Source organism: Pseudomonas sp. ANT_H12B (assembly GCF_008369325.1).
Taxonomy (GTDB): domain Bacteria; phylum Pseudomonadota; class Gammaproteobacteria; order Pseudomonadales; family Pseudomonadaceae; genus Aquipseudomonas.
Window position 1 is genome coordinate 1 of sequence record NZ_VOBI01000011.1, and the last position, 20,445, is coordinate 20,445.

The window sequence follows — 20,445 nt, forward strand, 5'->3', positions numbered from 1 at the left end:
GTACATCCAGTATTACAATCACTCGCGTATCAGACTGAAGCTAAACGGCCTGAGTCCTGTTGAATACAGAACTCAGGCCGCTCAGGCATAGATGGGTAAACGTCCAACTTTGTGGGGTCAGTTCACTCTGCGTGGGAACGATCAGACGCCAGAAAGAAGGAACCTCGCGTGACAGCCAAGCCGCAAAGTGCCCTGATATCTCCCTTGCAGACCGCCCGCCGATTGGCCGCCGAGTTTGCCCTGACCGCCGTCGAGCGAGACGAGCGCGGTGGCACGCCCAAGGTCGAACGTGATGCGCTGCGCCACAGCGGTCTGCTCGCGTTAAGCATTCCCACCCAGTATGGCGGCCTCGGCGCCAACTGGAGTGACACCCTGAGCATCGTGCGCGAGTTCGCCAAAGTCGACAGCTCGATTGCCCATGTCTTGGGTTTCCATCACTTGATGCTCGCCACCGTGCGCTTGTTCGCCCGGCCCGAGCAGTGGCAGCCATGGTACGAACAGACGGCGCGCAAGAATTGGTTCTGGGGCAACGCCCTCAACCCGCTGGACACCCGCACGGTGGTGAAAAATCTCGGTGGCTGGCGTGAGTTTTCCGGTAAGAAAAGCTTCTGCTCCGGCGCCAGCGATTCCGAGATGCTGATCGCCTCGGCGGTGGATGAAAGCGCTGGCGGCAAGCTGTTGATCGCCGCGATTCCCAGCGGTCGCAGCGGCATCACGCTGCACAACGACTGGAACAACATGGGCCAGCGCCAGACCGACAGCGGCAGTGCCACCTTCGAACGGGTGCGGGTCGAAGAGTCGGAACTGCTGCTCGATCCAGGCCCGCTGAGTACGCCATTCGCTTGCCTGCGCCCACTGATCGCCCAGCTCACGTTCACGCACATGTTCCTCGGCATCGCCGAAGGCGCCTTCGAAGAAGCGCGTCAATACACCCTCACCGAAACGCGCCCGTGGCACAAATCCAGTGCCGAGGATGTGCGGCAGGATCCTTATGTACTCGGCCACTACGGCGAATTCTGGGTCGCTCTGGAAAGTGTTCGACTGCTGGTGGATCGTGCCGCCGCTTTACTCGACAAGGCCTGGGCCAAAGGCCCGAACCTCAGCGCCGAAGAACGCGGACATCTCGCCATAGCCATTGCCACGGCCAAGATCGCCGCCACCCGCAATGGCCTGGAACTGTGTAGCCGGTTGTTCGAGGTCACCGGCGCGCGTTCGACCCACGCCTCGCTGCGACTGGACCGACACTGGCGCAACCTGCGCACGCAAACCCTGCACGACTCGTTGGATTACAAACTCCATGAACTGGGTGACTGGGCGTTGAACCAGTCCCTGCCGATTCCGACTTTTTATTCATAGCCTTCTCATGGAGCCTGCCCATGCAGCTGCTGACCTTACCGCCCTCGCCCGCTCTGGCCACTTCCATCCGCGCCACCGCGCAAGTGCTCGAAGACCCGAAATCCCAGGCCTTGCTTGCACATATTCAACAAGTCGCGCCGAGTGAAGCCAGCGTGCTGATCATCGGCGAAACCGGCACCGGCAAGGAGCTGGTGGCGCGGCATATCCACAACCTCAGCGCCCGGCGCAATCGACCGTTCGTGGCGGTGAACTGCGGTGCGTTCTCCGAATCCCTGGTGGAGGCCGAGCTGTTCGGCCATGAAAAAGGTGCCTTCACCGGGGCGCTGAGCGCCAAGGCCGGCTGGTTTGAAGAGGCCGACGGCGGCACGTTGTTCCTCGATGAAATCGGCGATTTGCCGATGGCGATTCAGGTCAAGTTGTTGCGGGTGTTGCAGGAGCGCGAAGTGGTGCGACTGGGTTCGCGCAAGAGCATTCCCATCGACGTGCGCGTGCTGGCCGCGACCAATGTGCAACTGGAAAAAGCCATTAACGCCAGACATTTCCGCGAGGATCTGTACTACCGCCTCGACGTGGTCAGCCTGGAACTGAGCCCATTGCGCGATCGCTCGGGCGATATCCTGCCGCTGACCCGGCATTTCGTCGAAACCTACAGCCAGCGTCTCGGCTACGGCACCATTACCATCAGCAAAGAGGCCGAAACGAAACTGCGCAGTTACAGTTGGCCGGGCAACATCCGCGAACTGGAAAACGTCATTCACCACACCCTGCTGATCTGCCGTAACGGCGTGATCGAGCGCGACGACCTGCGCCTGTCGAACATGCGTATAGAGCGTCAGGACGATCACCACAACGACGTCGACGATTCAGCGCAAGCCCTGCTCGATCGGGCCTTTCAGAAGCTCTTCGAGGAACAGGCCGGCGCGCTGCACGAGAAAGTCGAAGACGCTTTGCTGCTAGCGGCTTATCGCTTCAGCCATTACAACCAGGTACATACCGCCGCCCTGCTGGGATTGAGCCGCAACGTGACCCGCACGCGACTGATCAAGATCGGCGAACTGGCAGTGAACAAGCGTCGGCCCACGGAAAACGTTCAGGGGGAGCGCTTGATGCAGTTGTCGATTTAGGCGCTTGTCCTTAATGCACCAGATTGCAGTGCAGCGCGTCGTCATGGCTGCGTTCCAGACTGTGCAGCACCTGGAACGAGCCGAAGGTCACGGTTTTCGCCTGATGGGCGCGGATTAGCTGCCAGAAATCCTGCTCGCCGCTTTCAAAGCTTTGAAACGCGGCTTCCCCGGCCTCGCGGGATTGCCACTGCAGATAATTGAGCACCCGCCGGCCATCATCGCTGGCCTGGATGCTCGCGCTCAGAAACCCGCTGTAGCCTTGGGCCAGCCGTTCGGTCTGCTTTGATAATGCCGACACCAGTGCAGGCTGTTGATGGGGCTCGATCTCGAATTCGATCAGTTGGGTGAAGCTGCGATTTTTCTCTGGCGCTTGCATGAATAGTCCCCACTCACGTGTAAGACGGATCTTGCGATCCGAAGGCCTGCAGGGTAAAACCTCAAGTTAACTAGAGGTCAAGAGGCTTTTTTTAAATGATTACCTCGGAAAATCTGCACAAGGAACTCACCGTCGGCCAAGTGGCGGCGCGCAGCGGGGTGGCGGTCACGGCGCTGCACTTCTATGAATCCAAGGGATTGATCAAAAGCAATCGCAATCAGGGCAATCAGCGGCGTTATCCACGGGAAGTGTTGCGGCGGGTGGCGTTGATCAAGGTCGCCCAGCGGTTGGGGATTCCGTTGGCGGAGATTGGTGAGGCGTTGAAATCCCTGCCGGATAATCGTGCGCCGACGGCGGCAGACTGGAAGGTATTGTCGGCACAATGGAGCCGGGATCTGGATGAGCGAATCAATCAGCTGACGTTGCTGCGGGACAAACTCAATGGCTGCATTGGCTGTGGGTGTCTGTCGATGGAGGCGTGCCCGTTGCGCAACTTTGGCGATGTGCTGGGGGAACAGGGGCCCGGGGCGCAGCTTCTTGAATCCAGGGCCGAGCTGAAATAACGGTGCGGCTATCGCGGGCAATCCACGCGATGGCGTCCTCAAGGTCAACCAAACATTAGAACCCTGCAAAACCTCACGGTGATGATCACGAACACGCTGTTGCCGCGCGATTGATGGCGGAACAGTGGCGCTGCTGCTCGTCGGGCACTCGGTTGCCGCAAAGGGGCTGACCTATAGTTATCCGGTCGGAAAACGGCGAAGGAACCTCTTACTTACGACAAGAACAGGGAGAATCCATCATGAGCGTCAAACCCATTCCAGAGGGTTATCACAGCATCACCCCTTATCTGGGCATTCAAAAAGCTGCCGAAGCGATCGAGTTCTACAAGAAAGCCTTTGGCGCTACCGAAGTCATGCGCCTGGCCATGCCCGATGGCGGCATCGGCCACGCTGAATTGCGCATCGGCGACTGCCCGATCATGCTCGGTACGCCGTGCGATCAGGGGCCACTGAGCAATCCGCAGACGTCGCCATCCGTAGGCCTGCATCTGTATGTGAACGATGTGGACGCGTCTTATAAACAGGCGATTGCGGCGGGTGGCACGGTAGTGTCCGAGGTCAAGGATCAGTTTTATGGCGACCGCTCCGGGACGTTGAAAGATCCCTATGGGCATCTGTGGTTTCTGGCCACGCGCAAAGAGGATCTGACTCAGGAACAGATCGAACAGCGGGCGAAGGAGATGTTCAAGCAGGGTTGACCCAATGATCGTTCCCACGCTCCGTGGGGGAATGCCTCAATGGACGCTCTGCGTCCCCTTTGGGACGCGGAGCGTCCCGGGCTGCATTCCCACGCAGAGCGTGGGAACGATCACGGCCCTACACACTTCATGAACAAGCGCACCACGCTTTGCACCTTGCCGTAAGCACCCGGGGATTTCAGGATGGCGGCATCTATTGCAAGGAGTCACCCCCATGTTCGCCGGATTCCTCAAAGACCAGCGTCACGTCAACGGTGTAGAGATTGCCTACCGCATCGGCGGCAGCGGGCCGGGCCTGTTGTTGCTGCACGGTCACCCGCAGACCCACGTCATCTGGCACAAGGTCGCCGAACAACTGGCCGAACATTTCACCGTAATCGCCGCCGACCTGCGCGGTTACGGCGACAGCGGTAAACCGCCGGCCAACGATCATCACACGAACTATTCCAAACGCGAGATGGCCCGGGACGGTGTGGAGTTGATGAAGGCCCTGGGTTTTGACCGGTTCTCGGTGCTGGCCCATGACCGTGGCGCCCGCGTTGCCCATCGCCTGGCCCTCGATCATCCTGATGCCGTGCAGCGTATGGTGCTGCTCGACATCGCGCCCACCCTGTCGATGTATGCGCAAACCAACGAAGCCTTTGCCCGCGCTTACTGGCACTGGTTTTTCCTGATCCGCCCGGCGCCGTTGCCAGAGACCCTGATCGAAACCGACCCCGAGTCCTATCTGCGCAGCGTGATGGGCAGTCGCAGCGCCGGGCTCAAACCGTTCACGGCTGAAGCCTTCGGCGAATACCTGCGCTGTCTGAAACTGCCGGGCACAGCACGCGGGATCTGCGAGGACTATCGCGCCAGCGCCAGCACGGATCTGGATCATGACCGCACCGACATCGCAGCCGGCCGTCATCTGAACCTGCCATTACTGGTTTTGTGGGGCGCCGAAGGCACCGTCGGGCGTTGCTTCGAGCCGCTCAAGGAATGGCAACACGTCGCCACCGACGTTCGTGGCAAGGCGCTGCCCGCCGGCCATTACATCGCCGAAGAAGCCCCCGAACTGCTGCTCGCCGAAGTGCTGGGTTTCCTGCGCTAATCGCTGTACCTGACTGCTATGCTGGCGGCTCATGCCGCCAGTGCTCGTTCTGTCATGACCACCAAGAAAGACACCGTGCCCCTACCCGAAGACCTGCGTGTACTCCTTACCGTGATCCGCAAAAGCGGTTTCGCCGCGGCGGCCGATGAACTGGGCCTGTCGCCCGCCTACGTCAGCAAGCGCATCCAGATTCTCGAAGCCACCCTCGGCACTCGCCTGCTGCACCGCACCAGTCGCCGCATCGTCCTGACCGAAGACGGCGAGCGGGTACAACGCTGGGCCCTGCGAATTCTCGATGATTTCCAGCAACTGCACGATGAACTCTCCGACGCCCACGACAGCCCTCGCGGGCGTCTGCATTTATGCACCAGCTTCGGTTTCGGCCGTATCCATGTGGCCCCGGCCTTGTCGTTGTTGGCCGAGCGTTATCCGGACCTGGAGATTCGCCTGGACCTGTTCGATCGGGTGGTGGACATCGTCAGCGAAGGCTTCGATCTGGAGATCCGTGTCGGCGATGACATTCCCGGCCAGCACATCAGTCGGCGACTGGTGACGAATCGGCGGATACTCTGCGCGGCGCCGGCCTATCTGCAAGGTCGCGGTACGCCTGAATTGTTGAGCGATCTGGAGCAGCACGACTGCCTGGTGCTCAAGGAGCGGGACAACGCGTTCGGCGTCTGGAACCTGGAGCGCGACGGGGTTCAGGACAGCGTGCGGGTCAGCGGGCCGTTGTCGTCCAATAGCGGGGAGATTGTCTTGCAGTGGGGACTGGATGGGCGCGGGGTGTTGCTGCGTTCACTGTGGGATGTGAAACCGCTGCTGGAACAGGGACGGTTGGTGCAGTTGCTGCCTGAGTACACCCAGAGCGCAAACGTCTGGGCGGTCTACCCGACGCGGTTGGCGTATTCCGGGAAGTTGCGCGCGTGTGTGGAGTTTTTGCAGGAGCACTTCAAGGAATTGTCGGTTTAGTAGAAGCCTATGCAATGCAACCTGTGGGAGCGAGCCTGCTCGCGAAAGCGTCCGCACAGTCAACATTGATGTTGAATGTTATGGTGCCTTCGCGAGCAGGCTCGCTCGCACATTGGTTCTGCGTTTAGCTCAGCCAGGGGTTGGCTGTCAGGTGCTCGCGCTCGAAGGCTTTGATCTGTTCGCTGCGCTGCAAGGTGCTGCCAATCGCATCGAGGCCTAGCATTAATGAAGTCTTGCGCAAGGTATCGATCTCGAACGGGATGACCTGACCATCCTGAAGACGAATCTCCTGCGTTTCGAGATCAACGCTGATCTGCGCGCTGTCCGACTGACTGACAACTTGCCCCAGTCGCTGCAACACCGGTTCTTCGAGGGTAATCAGCAGCACCCCGTTGCGCTGGCAATTGTCATAAAAAATCCCGGCAAAACTGCTGCCGATCAACGCCCGAATCCCCATCTGTTTCAAGCCCCAGACCGCATGTTCGCGACTCGATCCGCAACCAAAATTCGGCCCGACCACCATGAAGCTCGCCCCTTGCCACGCCGGTTGGTTCAGGACGAACCCGGGGTTGAGTGAACCATCCGGTAAAAACCGCAGATCGAAAAACAAGCCACGATCCAGCCCCGCGCGGTCGATACCCTTGAGAAACTGCTTGGGCATGATCACGTCGGTATCGATATTGGCCGCGAGCATCGGGGCGGCCTTGCCGCTGACCTGGGTGAAGGGTTGCAGGCTCATGCGCGGTCTCCAAAGTGGCGGATGTCGGTCAAATGACCGGTGATCGCGGCGGCCGCGACCATGGCAGGGCTCATCAAGTGGGTGCGGGCACCCGCGCCCTGACGGCCTTCGAAATTGCGGTTGGTGCTGGAAGCGCAACGGTCGCCCGGCGCCAGCACGTCGTCGTTCATGGCCAGGCACATCGAGCAGCCGGACTGGCGCCACTCGAACCCGGCATCAATAAAGATCGCCGCCAGGCCTTCGGCTTCGGCCTGATTACGGACGTCGGTGGAACCGGGCACGATCATCGCTCGCACATGCTCGGCGACACGTCTGCCGCGCACCACGCTGGCGGCATCGCGCAGGTCTTCGATGCGAGCGTTGGTGCAGGAACCGATGAAGGCGTGGCTGATGACGATGTCGCTTAGCGGCATCCCGACTTCCAGCCCCATGTAATTCAAGGCGCGGCGCATGTCCTGACGCAGAATAAGATTGCTGACGTCTTGTGGGTCAGGCACGCGAGCGCCGATCGGGGACGCCTGATCCGGGCTGGTGCCCCAGGTGACCATCGGCTCCAGGGCACTGGCGTCGAGGTTTACTTCACGATCGAATTGCGCGCCAGTATCGCTATGCAGGGCACGCCATTTTTCGACGGCGCGCTCCCACGACGGGCCTTTTGGCGCACGGGGCTTGTCCTTGAGGTAGGTGAAGACTTTTTCGTCCGGCGCCATGAACGCGCCGCGCGCGCCGGCCTCTACCGCCATGTTGCAGATGGTCATGCGCGCTTCGACGCTCAGGGCATCAATGGTCGAACCGCAAAACTCAATGGCGTAGCCAGTGGCCCCCGACGCGCCGATCTGGCCGATCAACGCCATGATCACATCCTTGGACGTCAGCCCCGGCGCCAATGCTCCGTCCACTGTCACGCGCATACTTTTCAAGCGCTTGTAGACCAACGTCTGGGACGCCAGCAGGTGTTCGATTTCCGATGTACCAATGCCGAAACCGAACGCACCGAGAGCACCGTACGTGGTGGTGTGGCTGTCGCCGGCGGCAATCACCATGCCCGGCAGGATGAAGCCCTGCTCCGGGGCGATCACGTGTTCGATGCCCTGGCGCTTGTCGAGGATGTCGAGCAGCTCGATGCCGAAATCCCGGCAGTTTTCCGCCAGGTACGACACCTGCCGCGCACCACCGGAGTCCGGCATGGCAGCGATCCGTACAGGCGCCGTCGGGTTGACGTGATCGACCACCGCCAACGCGGTTTCGGCACGCCAGACACCGCGTTTTGCCTCGCGCAGACCGCTGAAGGCCTGAGGGCTGGTGTATTCGTTGATGACCTGGCGATCGATGTACAGCAGGACATGGCCCTGGTCATCGAGGCGACACACCGTGTGGGAATCGATGTGTTTGTCGTAGAGGGTTCTTGCTGGAGTCATGGAAGTACTCGCTCAGGCTCGCGGGTGACAGGCGTCTGCGCTCCATCTTAGGGAGTCGCCCGAGCCCATCAATGGCCTGACAGTGATCCCGTGAACCATGTTTCGTGTTGGATCGGCATCCCCCCGCAATCAAATGAGAATGCAGAACCCCTGTGGGAGCGAGCCTGCTCGCGAAAGCGGTGTGTCAGTCAACGCTGATGGCGACTGAAATGACGCCTTCGCGAGCAGGCTCGCTCCCACAGGGTATGCGCTCGCGGAACGCGAAACATTTTCTTTCATATCCCCCTTCGGGATTTCGGATGCTCATCCGTCTTATATAGATGCAGTCCGCCGCGTAGGCAAAAGCCACGGCCGGGCCTTTCATGGACCTCATCGCTGCGAAGCCCGCAGCAGAGGCCTTCTCATCGAAACAAGACCTTTAATCATGTCGAATAAATCCCGTTCAAAACTCTGGTTTCTGGTCCACAGCTGGCTGGCCTTGCCGATCTGGTTTTTCGTGCTGATCGTCTGCGTGACCGGCACCTTGGCGGTGGTCAGCCAGGAAATCGTCTGGGTGGCCAATCCGCAAATGCGCGCCAGCCAACCCTCGGACGATGCGCCGCTGCTCAACTATGACCAGATCGTCGCTGCGATCAAAAAAGCCGAGCCGAACACCCTGGTCGAGGGCATCAGTCGTCCTGATGAATCGCACTTCGCCCTCGACGTGGACGTCAGTTACCCGGACGGTCGCTCGGTAACGGTTTACGTCAACCCGTACAGCGGCGTGATTCAGGGCACTGCCCCGCAATTCAATTTCAAGGCGTTTACCCGCGCACTGCATGGCTGGTGGCTGGTGCCGTTCACCAACGGTTACAGCTGGGGCTGGTACCTGGTGTCGTTCCTCAGTCTGCCGTTGCTGGCGTCCCTGGTGACCGGGCTGGTGGTCTACAAGCGGTTCTGGAAAGGCTTCTTCCGACCGACCCTGCGCATTCGTCATGGCGCACGGATTTTCTGGGGCGACTTTCACCGGCTCAGCGGCATCTGGTCGATCTGGTTCATCGCAGTGATTTCCATCACCAGCACCTGGTTCCTGATTCAGGCATTCATGTTCGATAACCAGGTATCGATTTCCACTGCGCCGGTGGCGCTGGTGGTCCCACGCGAAAGCGTGCCAGTGAGCGCCGATGGCTCGCCAGCACCGATGATCAGCCTCGAGGCCGCGATTCAGGAGGCCAAGGAACGCATTCCCGGCCTGGACGACAGTTTTGTCAGCATGCCCGCCAATGCCTACAGCTACCTCACGGTGGGCGGTCGCAGTTGGTATCCGCTGATGTTCCAGACCGCCGACATCAACCCCTATAACGGTGACATCGCCGCCACCCGCCTGCTGTCGGACCGTTCCGGCCTGGAGCTGGTGACCGAGTCCATGCGTCCGCTGCACACCGGTGACTTCGGCGGTATCTGGATCAAGCTGATCTGGTTCTTCTTCGGCCTGATCCTGAGCATGATGGTGCTCAGCGGCCTGTTGATCTGGACCAAGCGCACCGCCCTGGCTACGGCCAATGCCCTCAAGCGCCGCCATAAACGCCTACGCAATGAGACTGTTCCGGCCACCCGCCGTGAAACCACGGAGGTCAGCCAATGAGCCTGTTCGCTGCGCAAAAGCCGGGTTCGAAACTGAGCCGTTTCTGGCACAAATGGCGCTTCCATATCAACGTGCTGCTGTTGCTGGTGCCGCTGGGTTTCATGCCCAAGTACTTCGCGGACGCTGCGCTGTTTCGCGGTGATACCGGTTTGGGTGAGCGGGAAATCGGCGAAGTCCAGGTCGGGCCCTGGAGCCTGCGTCTGGCCGAGTTGCGTAACGAAGCACCGAGGCTCGATGGCCCGGCCGGCCACATGAAAAACTTCAACGCCGCGCTGTGCGACAGCTGCCGCGATCAGGTCAAGGCGACTTACCTGCGCATCGGTAAACCGCGCAGCCTGCGCGCCGCCGGTGTGATTTTCTTCGGCACGCCGTACCGCATGGGCGCCATGCTGCCGATCCCGGAAAAAACCAAAGCCGACGCCGAACTGTGGATCACCATGGAAGGCTGGGACGGCGCCATGCATCAGGCATCCATCCCGCTGAACCGGGCATCCCCCGCCACCGTCGAGTGGCTGAACAAACAAGGAGGCAAACCATGACTTTTCGCCCTCTGAGCGTCGTGCTGCTGATGCTCTGCGCCAGTTTCAGCGCCAGCGCCCTGGCCCACAACCCGATGTGCGAATGCAAGTCCATCGACGCCGAACAAATCCAGTGTACCGGCGGGTTCTCCGACGGCAGCGGCGCGCCGGGGGTGACCCTCGACGTGATCGGCTACGACGAAACCATTCTGGTGCCGGGCAAGCTCGGTGCCGATTCGACTCTGACCTTCAAGAAACCCGGCGCGGAATTTTACGTGCTATTCGACGCCGGCCCCGGCCACGTCGTCGAGATCGACCAAGCGGACATCCAGGCCCCATGACCAGCCCAACCACGCAAGTTGTCCGCCCGGCCGGTGCCGGTCATGAAACCCTCTATGTGCTGCTGTTGTGCCTGATGATCCTGGCGGTTGCAGGCTCCGTGGTTGCCTGGCGTGGCGAGCCCCAGGAAGTGAGCAGCGTGAACAGCCACCAGCTGGATGCGCGCCGCGATCTCAGCGCATCCGAGCAAGGCATCTACGCCGACCTGCGGGTAACGCTCGACGAGATTCATCTGCTGCGTCAGGAACAGCAGGCGCTACCCGCCCCTGCAGCCCTCGCCGACGAAGGCTTTGCACCGTTCGCCCAGGACGCCAGTTCCGTCAGTCGCGGCGGCCATGCCTGGCAGTTGCTTGAGGCCAAAGCCTACTTCGGTCAGAGCCAGACGCCAACCGTGGCGGGTTCGTTTCTGATGCGCTTGACCGCTGACGACGATGCACCGGACGTCTGGCTCAACCGTGGCAAAGCCCTTACAGCCCCGACAGACCTCACTGACGCCGCGCTCGAAAGCGCCGGCTGGCAGCAGATCGTCGCGCAATTCGATGCCGGCGTGACCCGCCAGCACCGGCACTGAACCCTCGCCTTCACCCGAGAGAAGACCGCTTTCCCATGCCTATTTCATCTCAACGCCGTCCATTCTTGCGACTGCTGCTGGTCGGCCTGCTGGCTACTTTGCTGACACCACTGGCCAGTGCCGACGACGCCAAGCGCCTTCGCATCGGCATCACCCTGCACCCTTATTACAGCTACGTGGCCAACATCGTCGGCGACAAGGCCGAAGTGGTGCCGTTGATTCCGGCCGGTTTCAATCCACATGCCTACGAGCCCCGGGCCGAAGACATCAAACGCATCAGCGGACTCGACGTCGTCGTGCTCAACGGCGTAGGTCATGACGACTTCGCCGACCGCATGATTGCCGCCAGCGAAACCCCGAACGTGCCGGTGATCGAAGCCAACGAAAACGTGCCGCTGCTGGCCGCCACCGGCACCGCTGCCCGTGGCGCCGGCAAGGTCGTCAATCCACACACCTTCCTGTCGATCAGCGCCTCGATCGCTCAGGTCAACAACATCGCCCGGGAACTGGGCAAGCTTGACCCGGCCAACGCCAAGACCTACACCCAGAACGCCCGCGCTTACGGTAAACGCCTGCGGCAGATGCGCGCCGACGCCCTGGCGAAACTGACCCAGGCACCCAATGCCGAACTGCGAGTCGCCACGGTGCATGCGGCTTATGACTACCTGTTGCGCGAATTCGGCCTGGAAGTGACCGCCGTGGTCGAGCCGGCCCACGGCATCGAACCGAGCCCGAGCCAGCTGAAAAAGACCATCGATCAACTGCGTGAACTGGACGTGAAAGTGATCTTCTCGGAGATGGATTTCCCGTCCACCTACGTCGAGACCATCCAGCGCGAATCCGGGGTGAAGCTGTACCCGCTGTCGCACATTTCCTATGGCGAATACACCGCCGACAAGTACGAAAAGGAAATGACCGGCAACCTCAATACCGTGGTCCGGGCGATTCAGGAGTCTGGCAAATGACTGCTCAAGAATCCCTGACGTTAAAAAGTGCCGGTCCGACCTTGGATTTCGCCGACGTCAGCCTGACCCTCGGCCGCACGACGATCCTCGACAACGTGACCTTTCAAGTCCAGCCCGGCAGCGTGCATGCGTTGGTCGGCCCGAACGGTGGCGGCAAGAGTTCGCTGATCAAGACCCTGCTCGGCCAGATGCCCCATCAGGGGCGCCTGAGCCTGCAATGGCCGGGCACACCCGGGACCATCGGTTATGTGCCTCAGGCGCTGGAATTCGACCGCGGCCTGCCCATGACCGTCGACGATTTCATGGCCGCGATGTGTCAGCGCCGTCCAGCGTTCCTCGGTTTGAGCAAACATTACGCGGCCGCGATCGGCGAGGCGCTGGAACGGGTCGGCATGCAGGACAAACGCAAGCGGCGCATGGGCGCCTTGTCCGGAGGTGAACGCCAGCGGGTGCTGCTGGCTCAGGGGCTGATTCCTGCGCCGCAATTGCTGGTGCTCGACGAACCGATGTCAGCCCTCGATGAAGCGGGCATTCAAGTGTTCGAGCGGCTGCTCGGCGACTGGCGCCAGAGCGGGATCACCGTGCTGTGGATCGAGCATGATCTGGAAGCAGTCGGGCGTCTGGCGGACCGCGTCACCGGGCTCAATCGCCGGGTGCTGTTCGATGCCACACCGAAACAGGGACTGACCCCGGAGCGCCTCCTGACCCTGTTCTCTACCCACCCACGGAGCGCTGTCTGATGAGTTACGAAGCCTTTCGTTTGATGGTCCAGGGCTGGGCATCGTCGGGTTATCTGCCCGAGGCGCTGGCCTATGGATTTGTGGTCAACGCGCTGCTCGCCGGGTTGTTGATCGGGCCGGTGCTGGGCGGTTTGGGCACGTTGGTGGTGGTCAAGCGTTTCGCGTTTTTCTCCGAAGCGGTGGGTCATGCGGCGCTGACGGGCGTGGCCATCGGCATCCTGCTCGGCGAACCGTACACGGGGCCTTACGGCAGCCTGTTCGGTTACTGCCTGCTGTTCGGCATCCTGCTCAACTACCTGCGTAACCGTACGGGTCTTGCGCCGGATACGTTGATCGGTGTGTTTCTGTCGGTGTCCCTGGCATTGGGCGCCAGCCTGCTGCTGATTCTGGCCGGCAAGATCAACGTGCACATCCTCGAAAACGTCCTGTTCGGTTCGGTGCTGACGGTCAACGGCAATGACCTGCTGGTGTTGGCCATCGTCGGGTCGCTGGTCATGGCACTGGCGTTACCGTTGTACAACCGCATCATGCTCGCCAGCTTCAACCCGCAATTGGCGGCGGTGCGCGGTGTCGCGGTGAAGACCCTGGATTATCTGTTTGTGATTCTGGTGACGCTGATCACCGTGGCCGCGGTGAAGGTCATCGGCGCGATTCTGGTCGGTGCGCTGCTGGTGATTCCGGCGGCGGCGGCGCGTTTGTTGAGTCAGTCGCTGAAGGGCTTCTTCTGGTGTTCGGTGTTGATCGCCACGGTCAGCACCCTATGCGGGATCCTTGCGCCGATTGTCTTTGACCTGCCTATCCCATCCGGCGCCGCGATCATTCTGGTGGCCGGTATCGCCTTCGCCCTGGCCGCCATCGCTCGTGGCGTCGTCCCCAGCCTGAAAGGGAACCTTGGATAAATGTCTTTTTCTCTGCGTCAACTGACCCTCGCCGTTGCTCTGTGTGGGCTGGTCAATACCACCTTTGCGGCTGACAGCGCCAAACCACTGCGGGTGCTGGCGTCCTTGCCGATCACATACGGGTTGGGCGAAGTCTTGCTCAAGGGCACCGACATCAGCCTTGAGCGCGCGGCGCCAGCCAACCTGCCCGGCAGCCGTCAGACCGCCTACTTCACTGGCCGTGGCGCTCCGGCGCTGGCCAAACTGGCGACCGATGCCGATGCGGTGATCGGCCTGCGCTCGTTATGGGCGGATGACCCGCTGTACCCGATCTCCCGGCGCAGCAACATCCGTATCGTCGAAGTCGATGCCGCGCGCCCGGTGGACGGGGCCCTGCCCGGCATTGCCGTGCAGCCTGGCAACAAGGTCGACGGGTTGAACAGCCAGCCGTGGTTTTCCAGTAACAACATGGGGCGGATGGCGGACGTGATGGCCGCGGACCTGGTGCGCCTGGCGCCAGCGGCCAAGCCCAAGATCGAGGCCAACCTGGCGACGCTGAAACAGCGTTTGCTCAAGCTCAGTGCGGACAGCGAAGCGCGGCTGGCCAGTGCCGACAACCTCAGCGTGATGAGCCTCAGTGATCACTTTGGCTACCTGATCGGCGGCCTCAACCTGGAACTGATCGGTCTCGATGCGCGACCGGATGCCGAGTGGACTCCCGAAGCGCTCAAACAATTGGGCGCAACGCTCAAGGACAATGACGTGGCGGTGGTGTTGCATCATCGACAGCCGTCGGACGCGGTAAAAGCGGTGATTGCCGAGGCCGGTAGCCGGCTGGTGGTGTTGAGCATCGATGCCGCGGACCCGGTGACCGAGCTGGAGGGCAATGTGGATCTGGTGATCAAGGGGTTGAGTGACGGGCCAGCCGCCTAAACTCAAAACCCGACAAAATGCCCGCTGGCCCTACAGCTCAGCGGGCATTGATCAAGGTTGCGAAGCCAGGGCTTTCTCCACCGCTGCAATAAACTCGGGATCGTCAGGCTTGGTCAGGCTGGAGAAATTGGCGATCACCTTGCCCTTGCGATCGACCACATACTTGTAGAAGTTCCACTTCGGCGCGGTGCTCTGCTTGGCGAGGACTTTGAACAAATGAGTCGCGTCGTCACCGCGGACTTTCTGCGGGTCGGTCATGGTGAAGGTCACGCCGTAATTCACATAGCAGACCTTGGCGGTCTCAGCGCCGTCCTTGGACTCCTGCTTGAAGTCGTTGGACGGAACGCCGATCACCTCCAGCCCCTGATCCTTGTAGCGCTGATTCAACGCCTCAAGGCTTTTGAACTGCGGGGCGAAGCCACAGAAGCTCGCGGTATTGACCACCACCAGCGGCTTGCCGGCGAAGCGCTGGCACAGGTCGATGGATTCATTCGCACGGAGTTTGGGCAACGAGCCTTGCAAAAGCGCCGGGCACTCTGCCGCTTGAGCCCATCCGCTGAACGCTGCCAGTAACGCGGGAATTGCAAGCCAACGCATCAACATGTCGGTGCATCCTTGAGAAGTCGTCAAAAACGAAGTTACTCGCCCTCACATCCTCCTAGCAAGCACCCATGCCCAACTGCATCAATGCCAGCCCGCCCTGATGCCAGCCCCACCACGCCAGGCCGAGCAGCAAGACGCCGCCAGCAAAAATGGCGAGGCGTGGCCAGAGACTGTTCATATCGCACTCAACCTTGTTTGCAGACGCGCCACCGGCTGCTCACGCACCGGCCAGTTCAGCGCGGCGGCCAACAGACTCAAGAGAATCGCTACCTGCCAGATCAAGTCATAGCTCCCGGTTCGGTCATACACCACCCCGCCCAACCAGCCGCCGAGGAACGATCCGAGCTGGTGAAACAGAAAAACAATCCCGCCCAGCATGGACAGATTTCGCACGCCGAACAAGGTCGCCACGGTGCCGTTGGTCAAGGGAACGGTCGACAACCACAGGAAGCCCATCGTCATGCCGAACAGGTACGCCGTGGTCGTCGTGACCGGCGCCCACAGGAACAGCCCGATCACCACCGCTCGCAGCAGATACAGGCCGGTGAGCAAACGTGGCTTGGACATCCGCCCGCCGAGCCAACCGGCAGTGTAAGTACCGAAGATATTGAACAGCCCGATCAACGCCAGCACCGTGGTGCCGACGGTCGCCGGAAGATGTTGGTCCACCAGATAAGCCGGCAGGTGCACGCCGATGAACACCACTTGAAAACCGCAGACAAAAAAGCCGAACGCCAGCAGCCAGAACCCCGAATGGGAGCAAGCCTCGTGCAGCGCTTCGCGAAGCGTTTGCTCATGACCAAGAACCGGCAGCGGTTTGTCCTTGAGCATGCTCACCAGCGGCACGATCAGCGCCACCAGCAGGCCCAGCACCAGCAATGCTGCAGACCAGCCGAGCCAGCCGATCAACCCCAGCGTGCCAGGTAACATGGCGAACTGGCCGAACGAACCGGCGGCGCTGGCAATGCCCATGCCCATGCTGCGTTTCTCCGGCGGCACCGCGCGCCCGACCACGCCGAGGATCACCGAAAACGAAGTACCGGACAGGCCGATGCCGATCAATAAACCGGCGCTCAGGGACAAGGTCACGGCCGAGTCGGACAGGCCCATGAACGCCAGACCCAACGCGTACAAAACACCACCGATCGCCACCACTTTCGCCGCACCGAAGCGGTCGGCCAGCGCGCCGGTGAATGGCTGCGCCAGACCCCAGATCAGGTTTTGCAAGGCGATGGCGAAAGCGAATGTTTGACGCCCCCAGCCGAACTCGGCGCTCATCGGCGCCAGAAACAGCCCGAAGCCGTGCCGCACGCCCAGAGACAACGCCAGAATCAGCGCACTCCCCAACAGAACCCAACCGCACGTACGCCACATCGATGTCATTCTTGTTCTCCGGTAGCGGGTATATACCCGCTTAAGATCGAAAAAACTGGCATCAAGCCAGTTCGTCCAGCAGTTTCAGCAATGTTTCGCGTTTCTCGGCGCCCAGACGGTCAGTCAACCGCTGTTGCGCTGCTTCCCAGGCCGGCAACGCAGCTTTCAGGCGTTCAGCACCGGCCTCGGTGAGCTTCACGATCCGGTTGCGCATGTCCGCGCCCTCGACCAGCGTCACCAGGCCTTCACCTTCCAGCACCCGCAAATTACGCCCCAGGGTGCTGCGATCCAGGCCCATGGCCTCGGCGAGGGTGGAAATACTCGGTTGATCCAGACGCTGCAGATTGCACAGCAGAGAATACTGGGCAACGTTGATCCCGAAGCCGTCGAGAGCGCCGTCGTAGTGCCTGCTGACGCCACGAGCGGCGCGACGCAGGTTGATGCATAAACATTGGGAGTCGAGCATAGTGCGTGTATATACCCGCGAGTGTGTTAAATCAAGTTTCAGAGGAATTTTAACCAGAGACTGGACGGTGTCTGGCAGGCCGCCTTCGCGAGCAGGCTCGCTCCCACAAGGGATCGGCGTCGTACACAAATTCTATATCCACTGGAGATCAAAAATGTGGGAGCGAGCCTGCTCGCGAAGAGGCCAGCATATTCGCTAGATGAGCATCAGGCCAACGCCAGCCCCACCAACACCGCAACCTCCAGCAATTCCAGCATCGCCCCCGCCGTATCGCCCGTCGTCCCGCCCAATCGCCGCAGCATCACCTGCCGCAACCAGACAAAAACCAGCACCGCCAGCACCACTGCCAAGACACCGCTGAAACCAGCGATCAGAACACAGGCCAACGCACTGACCGCCAACACGTGCTTACCCGTCGACCGCGGCAAATGATCGGCCAGTGCCTGGCCCAAACCACCGGGACGCACATAAGGCGTGGTCATGAACAACCCCAACAGCGCAGCGCGCCCGATCAACGGAACGATGATCAGGGTAGCGGCCTGCTGCTCGATCAATGCCAGCATCGCGGCGAATTTGAGCAGCAACACCAGCACCAGCGTCACGACCGCGATCGGCCCGCTACGCGGGTCTTTCATGATGGTCAGGGTGCGCTCACGGTCGCCGAACCCACCGAGCCACGCATCGGCGCTGTCGGCCAGGCCGTCCAGGTGCAGCGCACCACTGAGCAATACCCAAACCGTCAACAGCAATGCCGTGTGAAGCAACAACGGTGTGCCCAGCAAAACCCAGTTCAGCGCCCACAAGATCGCACCGAACAGCAGGCCGACCAACGGATAAAACAGCAGCGACCGCCCGAGCTCCTGAGGTGCCGGCATGCCCGGCAGACGAATCGGCAGACTGCTCAAAAATTGCAGGGCGATCCAGAACGGCAACATGCTCAGCTCGCTTCCGTTAACAAGACGCCGGATTCGACCGACAGCGAAAACAACGCACCATGGCCGACTTCAACGTTGAGCAACTGCTCACGGGGCAATCCCCGCGCCTGAGCCAGCAACAAACGCATGACTCCGCCATGACTGATCAGCAACACCCGCTCGCCCGCGTAGGCGCTATGCAAACGCTCAATCGCCGCCAGCACCCGCGTCGAAAAATCCAGCACCTGCTCGCCTTGCGGTGGGGTAAATGAATAGGGATCAGCCCAGAACAGTCCCAGCGCCTGGGCATCGATTTGCATCAGCGCCGCAGCGCTCTGCCCTTCCCAGGCGCCAAAGTGCAGCTCCTGCAGATCTTTATCCAATTGCACCGGCAAACCCAGTTGCGCACCGAGTTCTTCAGCGAACCGTGCACAACGTTGCAACGGCGAACTGACCAAGCGATCCCAAGGCCCCTGCTCGACCACGGCCGCACGCATCTGCGCCCAACCGGTGTCGGTCAGCGCGTCGTCGAGGCTGCCGCGCAAGCCACCACCGAGTTCGGTTTCGCCGTGGCGCAATAGATCGAGACGCAAGGTCATGCCGGACGATCCGCCACCGCAGCTTCGGCGAAGGTCGCCATCTGCCCGTGAAGGTCGCAGGCCAGACGCAGCAACGGCACCGCCAATGCGGCCCCGCTGCCCTCGCCCAGGCGCAGCCCGAGGTCCAGCAACGGCTCGGCATTCAGGGTTTCCAGCACATGACGATGACCCGGCTCGGCACCGCGATGACCAAACAACAGCCACTGGCGACACTCCGGATTCAAGCGCACCGCCACCAGCGCTGCGACGCTGCAAATGAAGCCGTCCACCAACACCGCGACGCCTTCCTGGGCACAGGCCAGATAGGCGCCGACCAGCGCGGCGATTTCAAAGCCGCCGAGGTTGAACATCGTCTGCAAAGCATCACCGCGCTGAGCGCTGTGCAACGCCAACGCACGTTCGATGACCTGGGCTTTATGACTGACACCCGCCGCGTTCAGCCCGGTGCCCGGTCCGACCAGGTGCACCACCGGGCAATCGAGCAACGCACAGGCTAACGCACTGGCCGCAGTGGTGTTGCCGATGCCCATCTCACCACCGATGAACAACTGCGCGCCCGCCGCGATGGCGCGTTGCACACTGTCGCGGCCGGCCTGCAAGGCGCGTTCAGCCTGGGCCCGAGTCATGGCCGGACCTTCGACAAAATTCGCCGTGCCCGGGCCGACATTCAAGTGGCGTACACCCGGCAGATTCAGCGTTGGCGTGATGGTGCCGAGGTCGACCACTTCAAGGGAGGCCCCGAGCTGTCGCGCCAACACACTGATCGCCGCCCCCCCGCTGACGAAGTTGTGCAACATCTGCCCGGTGACTTTCTGGGGAAACGCCGACACCCCTTCGGCGACCACGCCATGGTCACCGGCAAAAATCGCGATCCACAGCTGATCCAGAGTCGGCTTGACCCGCCCCTGCAACCCGGCCAATTGCACCGCCACCGACTCCAGCCGACCGAGAGAGCCGGCCGGTTTGGTCAGCTGCTGTTGACGCGCCTCGGCCTGTTCGACGGCTGCTGCATCGATCGGCTTGCACGGGTTCAGCCACCAGGTTTGAGTCATAACGCAGTTCCTTTCAAAGTCAGGGGCAGGCCGGCGACGGTCAGGACGACTCGCTGACAGCGCTCGGCCAACGCTTGATGCAGCCAACCGGCTTCATCGACATAGCGGCGAGTCAATTCGCCCAGCGGCACGACACCCATTCCGGTCTCGTTGCTGACAAAAATGATTTCACCCGGCAACGACGCCAGGCACTCCAGCAAAGCATCACGCTCGGCGTTCAGACGCTCGGGGTTGTCGAGCATCAGCAGATTGGTCAGCCACAAGGTCAGGCAATCCACCAGCAGGCAGCGATCGGTGCTGGCGGCTTCGCGCAGGACGCGAGCGAGTTCCAGAGGCTCTTCGACCAACTCCCATTCGGCCGGACGACGGGCGCGGTGATGGGCAACCCGTTCGCTCATTTCGCCGTCGAGGGGTTGGCTGGTGGCGATGTAGGTCACGGCCAGACCACTGTCGGAGGCGAGTTTTTCGGCCAGGCGACTTTTGCCGGAGCGGGCGCCGCCGAGGATCAGTTGCAGCATGGTTCATTCCTTAAATTG

General features: G+C 61.3%; 26 protein-coding genes. 15 read left to right on the plus strand and 11 right to left on the minus strand.

Going from position 1 to position 20,445, the window contains the following annotated elements; all coding sequences use genetic code 11:
* The 3 genes from FQ185_RS17675 to FQ185_RS17685 all read left to right on the plus strand — a co-directional run.
* Positions 1 to 91: IS3 family transposase (locus tag FQ185_RS17675; protein ID WP_141234481.1), on the plus strand; the 91-nt coding region annotated here is incomplete at its 5' end.
* A gap of 77 nt (positions 92 to 168) precedes the next feature.
* Positions 169 to 1,356, plus strand: a complete 1,188-nt coding sequence (locus FQ185_RS17680) for an acyl-CoA dehydrogenase family protein (RefSeq protein WP_149418529.1) — start codon at positions 169 to 171, stop codon at positions 1,354 to 1,356.
* Between the two features lie 20 nt (positions 1,357 to 1,376).
* Positions 1,377 to 2,480, plus strand: a complete 1,104-nt coding sequence (locus tag FQ185_RS17685; RefSeq protein WP_149418530.1) for a sigma-54-dependent Fis family transcriptional regulator — start codon at positions 1,377 to 1,379, stop codon at positions 2,478 to 2,480.
* A 10-nt stretch (positions 2,481 to 2,490) separates the two neighbouring features.
* Here the strand turns inward: FQ185_RS17685 and FQ185_RS17690 are convergent, their stop codons facing one another.
* Positions 2,491 to 2,856, minus strand: coding sequence for an antibiotic biosynthesis monooxygenase (locus FQ185_RS17690; protein ID WP_149418531.1), 366 nt, complete (start codon positions 2,854 to 2,856; stop codon positions 2,491 to 2,493).
* Between the two features lie 95 nt (positions 2,857 to 2,951).
* Between FQ185_RS17690 and soxR the strand changes: the two genes are divergently transcribed.
* The 4 genes from soxR (at position 2,952) to FQ185_RS17710 (ending at position 6,176) form a co-directional block, all read left to right on the plus strand.
* On the plus strand, positions 2,952 to 3,419 hold the full coding sequence (soxR, locus tag FQ185_RS17695; protein WP_149418532.1) for a redox-sensitive transcriptional activator SoxR: 468 nt from the start codon (positions 2,952 to 2,954) through the stop codon (positions 3,417 to 3,419).
* A 239-nt stretch (positions 3,420 to 3,658) separates the two neighbouring features.
* Positions 3,659 to 4,117, plus strand: coding sequence for a VOC family protein (locus FQ185_RS17700; protein WP_149418533.1), 459 nt, complete (start codon positions 3,659 to 3,661; stop codon positions 4,115 to 4,117).
* Positions 4,118 to 4,331: 214 nt separating this feature from the next.
* Positions 4,332 to 5,207 (plus strand): alpha/beta fold hydrolase, encoded by an 876-nt coding sequence (locus FQ185_RS17705; RefSeq protein WP_149418534.1) that lies wholly within the window; start codon positions 4,332 to 4,334, stop codon positions 5,205 to 5,207.
* 18 nt (positions 5,208 to 5,225) lie between these two features.
* The gene (locus FQ185_RS17710; RefSeq protein ID WP_149418535.1) at positions 5,226 to 6,176 is read left to right on the plus strand and encodes a LysR substrate-binding domain-containing protein; all 951 of its coding nucleotides are present in this window, start codon (positions 5,226 to 5,228) and stop codon (positions 6,174 to 6,176) included.
* A 124-nt stretch (positions 6,177 to 6,300) separates the two neighbouring features.
* Here the strand turns inward: FQ185_RS17710 and leuD are convergent, their stop codons facing one another.
* Together leuD and leuC are read right to left on the minus strand one after the other, a co-directional pair.
* Entirely contained in the window at positions 6,301 to 6,915 is a 615-nt protein-coding gene (gene leuD, locus FQ185_RS17715; protein WP_149418536.1) for a 3-isopropylmalate dehydratase small subunit, read from the minus strand.
* Entirely contained in the window at positions 6,912 to 8,333 is a 1,422-nt protein-coding gene (leuC, locus tag FQ185_RS17720; protein ID WP_149418537.1) for a 3-isopropylmalate dehydratase large subunit, read from the minus strand. The genes leuD and leuC overlap by 4 nt, the downstream gene beginning before the upstream one ends.
* A 424-nt stretch (positions 8,334 to 8,757) precedes the next feature.
* Between leuC and FQ185_RS17730 the strand changes: the two genes are divergently transcribed.
* From FQ185_RS17730 to FQ185_RS17765, 8 genes are read left to right on the plus strand one after another with little or no spacing between them, the layout of a single operon-like run.
* Positions 8,758 to 9,957, plus strand: a complete 1,200-nt coding sequence (locus FQ185_RS17730) for a PepSY domain-containing protein (protein WP_149418538.1) — start codon at positions 8,758 to 8,760, stop codon at positions 9,955 to 9,957.
* A complete protein-coding gene (locus tag FQ185_RS17735; protein WP_149418539.1) occupies positions 9,954 to 10,496 on the plus strand; it encodes a thiamine pyrophosphate-binding protein in 543 nt (180 codons plus the stop codon). Before FQ185_RS17730 ends, FQ185_RS17735 begins: the two co-directional genes overlap by 4 nt.
* Positions 10,493 to 10,816 (plus strand): hypothetical protein, encoded by a 324-nt coding sequence (locus FQ185_RS17740; RefSeq protein WP_149418540.1) that lies wholly within the window; start codon positions 10,493 to 10,495, stop codon positions 10,814 to 10,816. The genes FQ185_RS17735 and FQ185_RS17740 overlap by 4 nt, the downstream gene beginning before the upstream one ends.
* Complete coding sequence (locus FQ185_RS17745; protein ID WP_149418541.1) at positions 10,813 to 11,385, plus strand: DUF6162 family protein; 573 nt, start codon at positions 10,813 to 10,815, stop codon at positions 11,383 to 11,385. The genes FQ185_RS17740 and FQ185_RS17745 overlap by 4 nt, the downstream gene beginning before the upstream one ends.
* 35 nt (positions 11,386 to 11,420) lie before the next feature.
* The gene (locus FQ185_RS17750) at positions 11,421 to 12,350 is read left to right on the plus strand and encodes a metal ABC transporter substrate-binding protein (protein WP_149418542.1); all 930 of its coding nucleotides are present in this window, start codon (positions 11,421 to 11,423) and stop codon (positions 12,348 to 12,350) included.
* Positions 12,347 to 13,090 carry a metal ABC transporter ATP-binding protein gene (locus tag FQ185_RS17755; protein ID WP_149418543.1) on the plus strand — a complete coding sequence of 248 codons (744 nt, stop codon included), beginning with the start codon at positions 12,347 to 12,349 and terminating at the stop codon, positions 13,088 to 13,090. Before FQ185_RS17750 ends, FQ185_RS17755 begins: the two co-directional genes overlap by 4 nt.
* Positions 13,090 to 13,989 (plus strand): metal ABC transporter permease, encoded by a 900-nt coding sequence (locus FQ185_RS17760; protein ID WP_003226663.1) that lies wholly within the window; start codon positions 13,090 to 13,092, stop codon positions 13,987 to 13,989. The genes FQ185_RS17755 and FQ185_RS17760 overlap by 1 nt, the downstream gene beginning before the upstream one ends.
* Entirely contained in the window at positions 13,990 to 14,901 is a 912-nt protein-coding gene (locus FQ185_RS17765) for a metal ABC transporter solute-binding protein, Zn/Mn family (RefSeq protein ID WP_149418544.1), read from the plus strand. It abuts the gene before it with no gap.
* Between the two features lie 51 nt (positions 14,902 to 14,952).
* On the opposite strand, the gene FQ185_RS17770 is transcribed toward FQ185_RS17765, so the two are convergent.
* The 8 genes from FQ185_RS17770 to cobU form a co-directional block, all read right to left on the minus strand.
* A complete protein-coding gene (locus FQ185_RS17770) occupies positions 14,953 to 15,504 on the minus strand; it encodes a glutathione peroxidase (RefSeq protein WP_149418545.1) in 552 nt (183 codons plus the stop codon).
* 55 nt (positions 15,505 to 15,559) lie between these two features.
* Complete coding sequence (locus FQ185_RS30660) at positions 15,560 to 15,682, minus strand: hypothetical protein (RefSeq protein ID WP_256730432.1); 123 nt, start codon at positions 15,680 to 15,682, stop codon at positions 15,560 to 15,562.
* Positions 15,679 to 16,887, minus strand: coding sequence for an MFS transporter (locus FQ185_RS17775; RefSeq protein ID WP_149418546.1), 1,209 nt, complete (start codon positions 16,885 to 16,887; stop codon positions 15,679 to 15,681). Before FQ185_RS17775 ends, FQ185_RS30660 begins: the two co-directional genes overlap by 4 nt.
* A gap of 52 nt (positions 16,888 to 16,939) precedes the next feature.
* The gene (locus tag FQ185_RS17780) at positions 16,940 to 17,344 is read right to left on the minus strand and encodes a MarR family winged helix-turn-helix transcriptional regulator (RefSeq protein ID WP_149418547.1); all 405 of its coding nucleotides are present in this window, start codon (positions 17,342 to 17,344) and stop codon (positions 16,940 to 16,942) included.
* 206 nt (positions 17,345 to 17,550) lie between these two features.
* Complete coding sequence (locus FQ185_RS17785) at positions 17,551 to 18,279, minus strand: adenosylcobinamide-GDP ribazoletransferase (RefSeq protein ID WP_149418548.1); 729 nt, start codon at positions 18,277 to 18,279, stop codon at positions 17,551 to 17,553.
* 2 nt (positions 18,280 to 18,281) lie between these two features.
* Complete coding sequence (gene cobC / locus FQ185_RS17790) at positions 18,282 to 18,857, minus strand: alpha-ribazole phosphatase family protein (protein ID WP_149418549.1); 576 nt, start codon at positions 18,855 to 18,857, stop codon at positions 18,282 to 18,284.
* The gene (cobT, locus tag FQ185_RS17795) at positions 18,854 to 19,909 is read right to left on the minus strand and encodes a nicotinate-nucleotide--dimethylbenzimidazole phosphoribosyltransferase (RefSeq protein ID WP_149418550.1); all 1,056 of its coding nucleotides are present in this window, start codon (positions 19,907 to 19,909) and stop codon (positions 18,854 to 18,856) included. The genes cobC and cobT overlap by 4 nt, the downstream gene beginning before the upstream one ends.
* Positions 19,906 to 20,427, minus strand: coding sequence for a bifunctional adenosylcobinamide kinase/adenosylcobinamide-phosphate guanylyltransferase (cobU, locus tag FQ185_RS17800; RefSeq protein ID WP_149418551.1), 522 nt, complete (start codon positions 20,425 to 20,427; stop codon positions 19,906 to 19,908). The genes cobT and cobU overlap by 4 nt, the downstream gene beginning before the upstream one ends.
* Positions 20,428 to 20,445 lie beyond the last annotated feature (18 nt).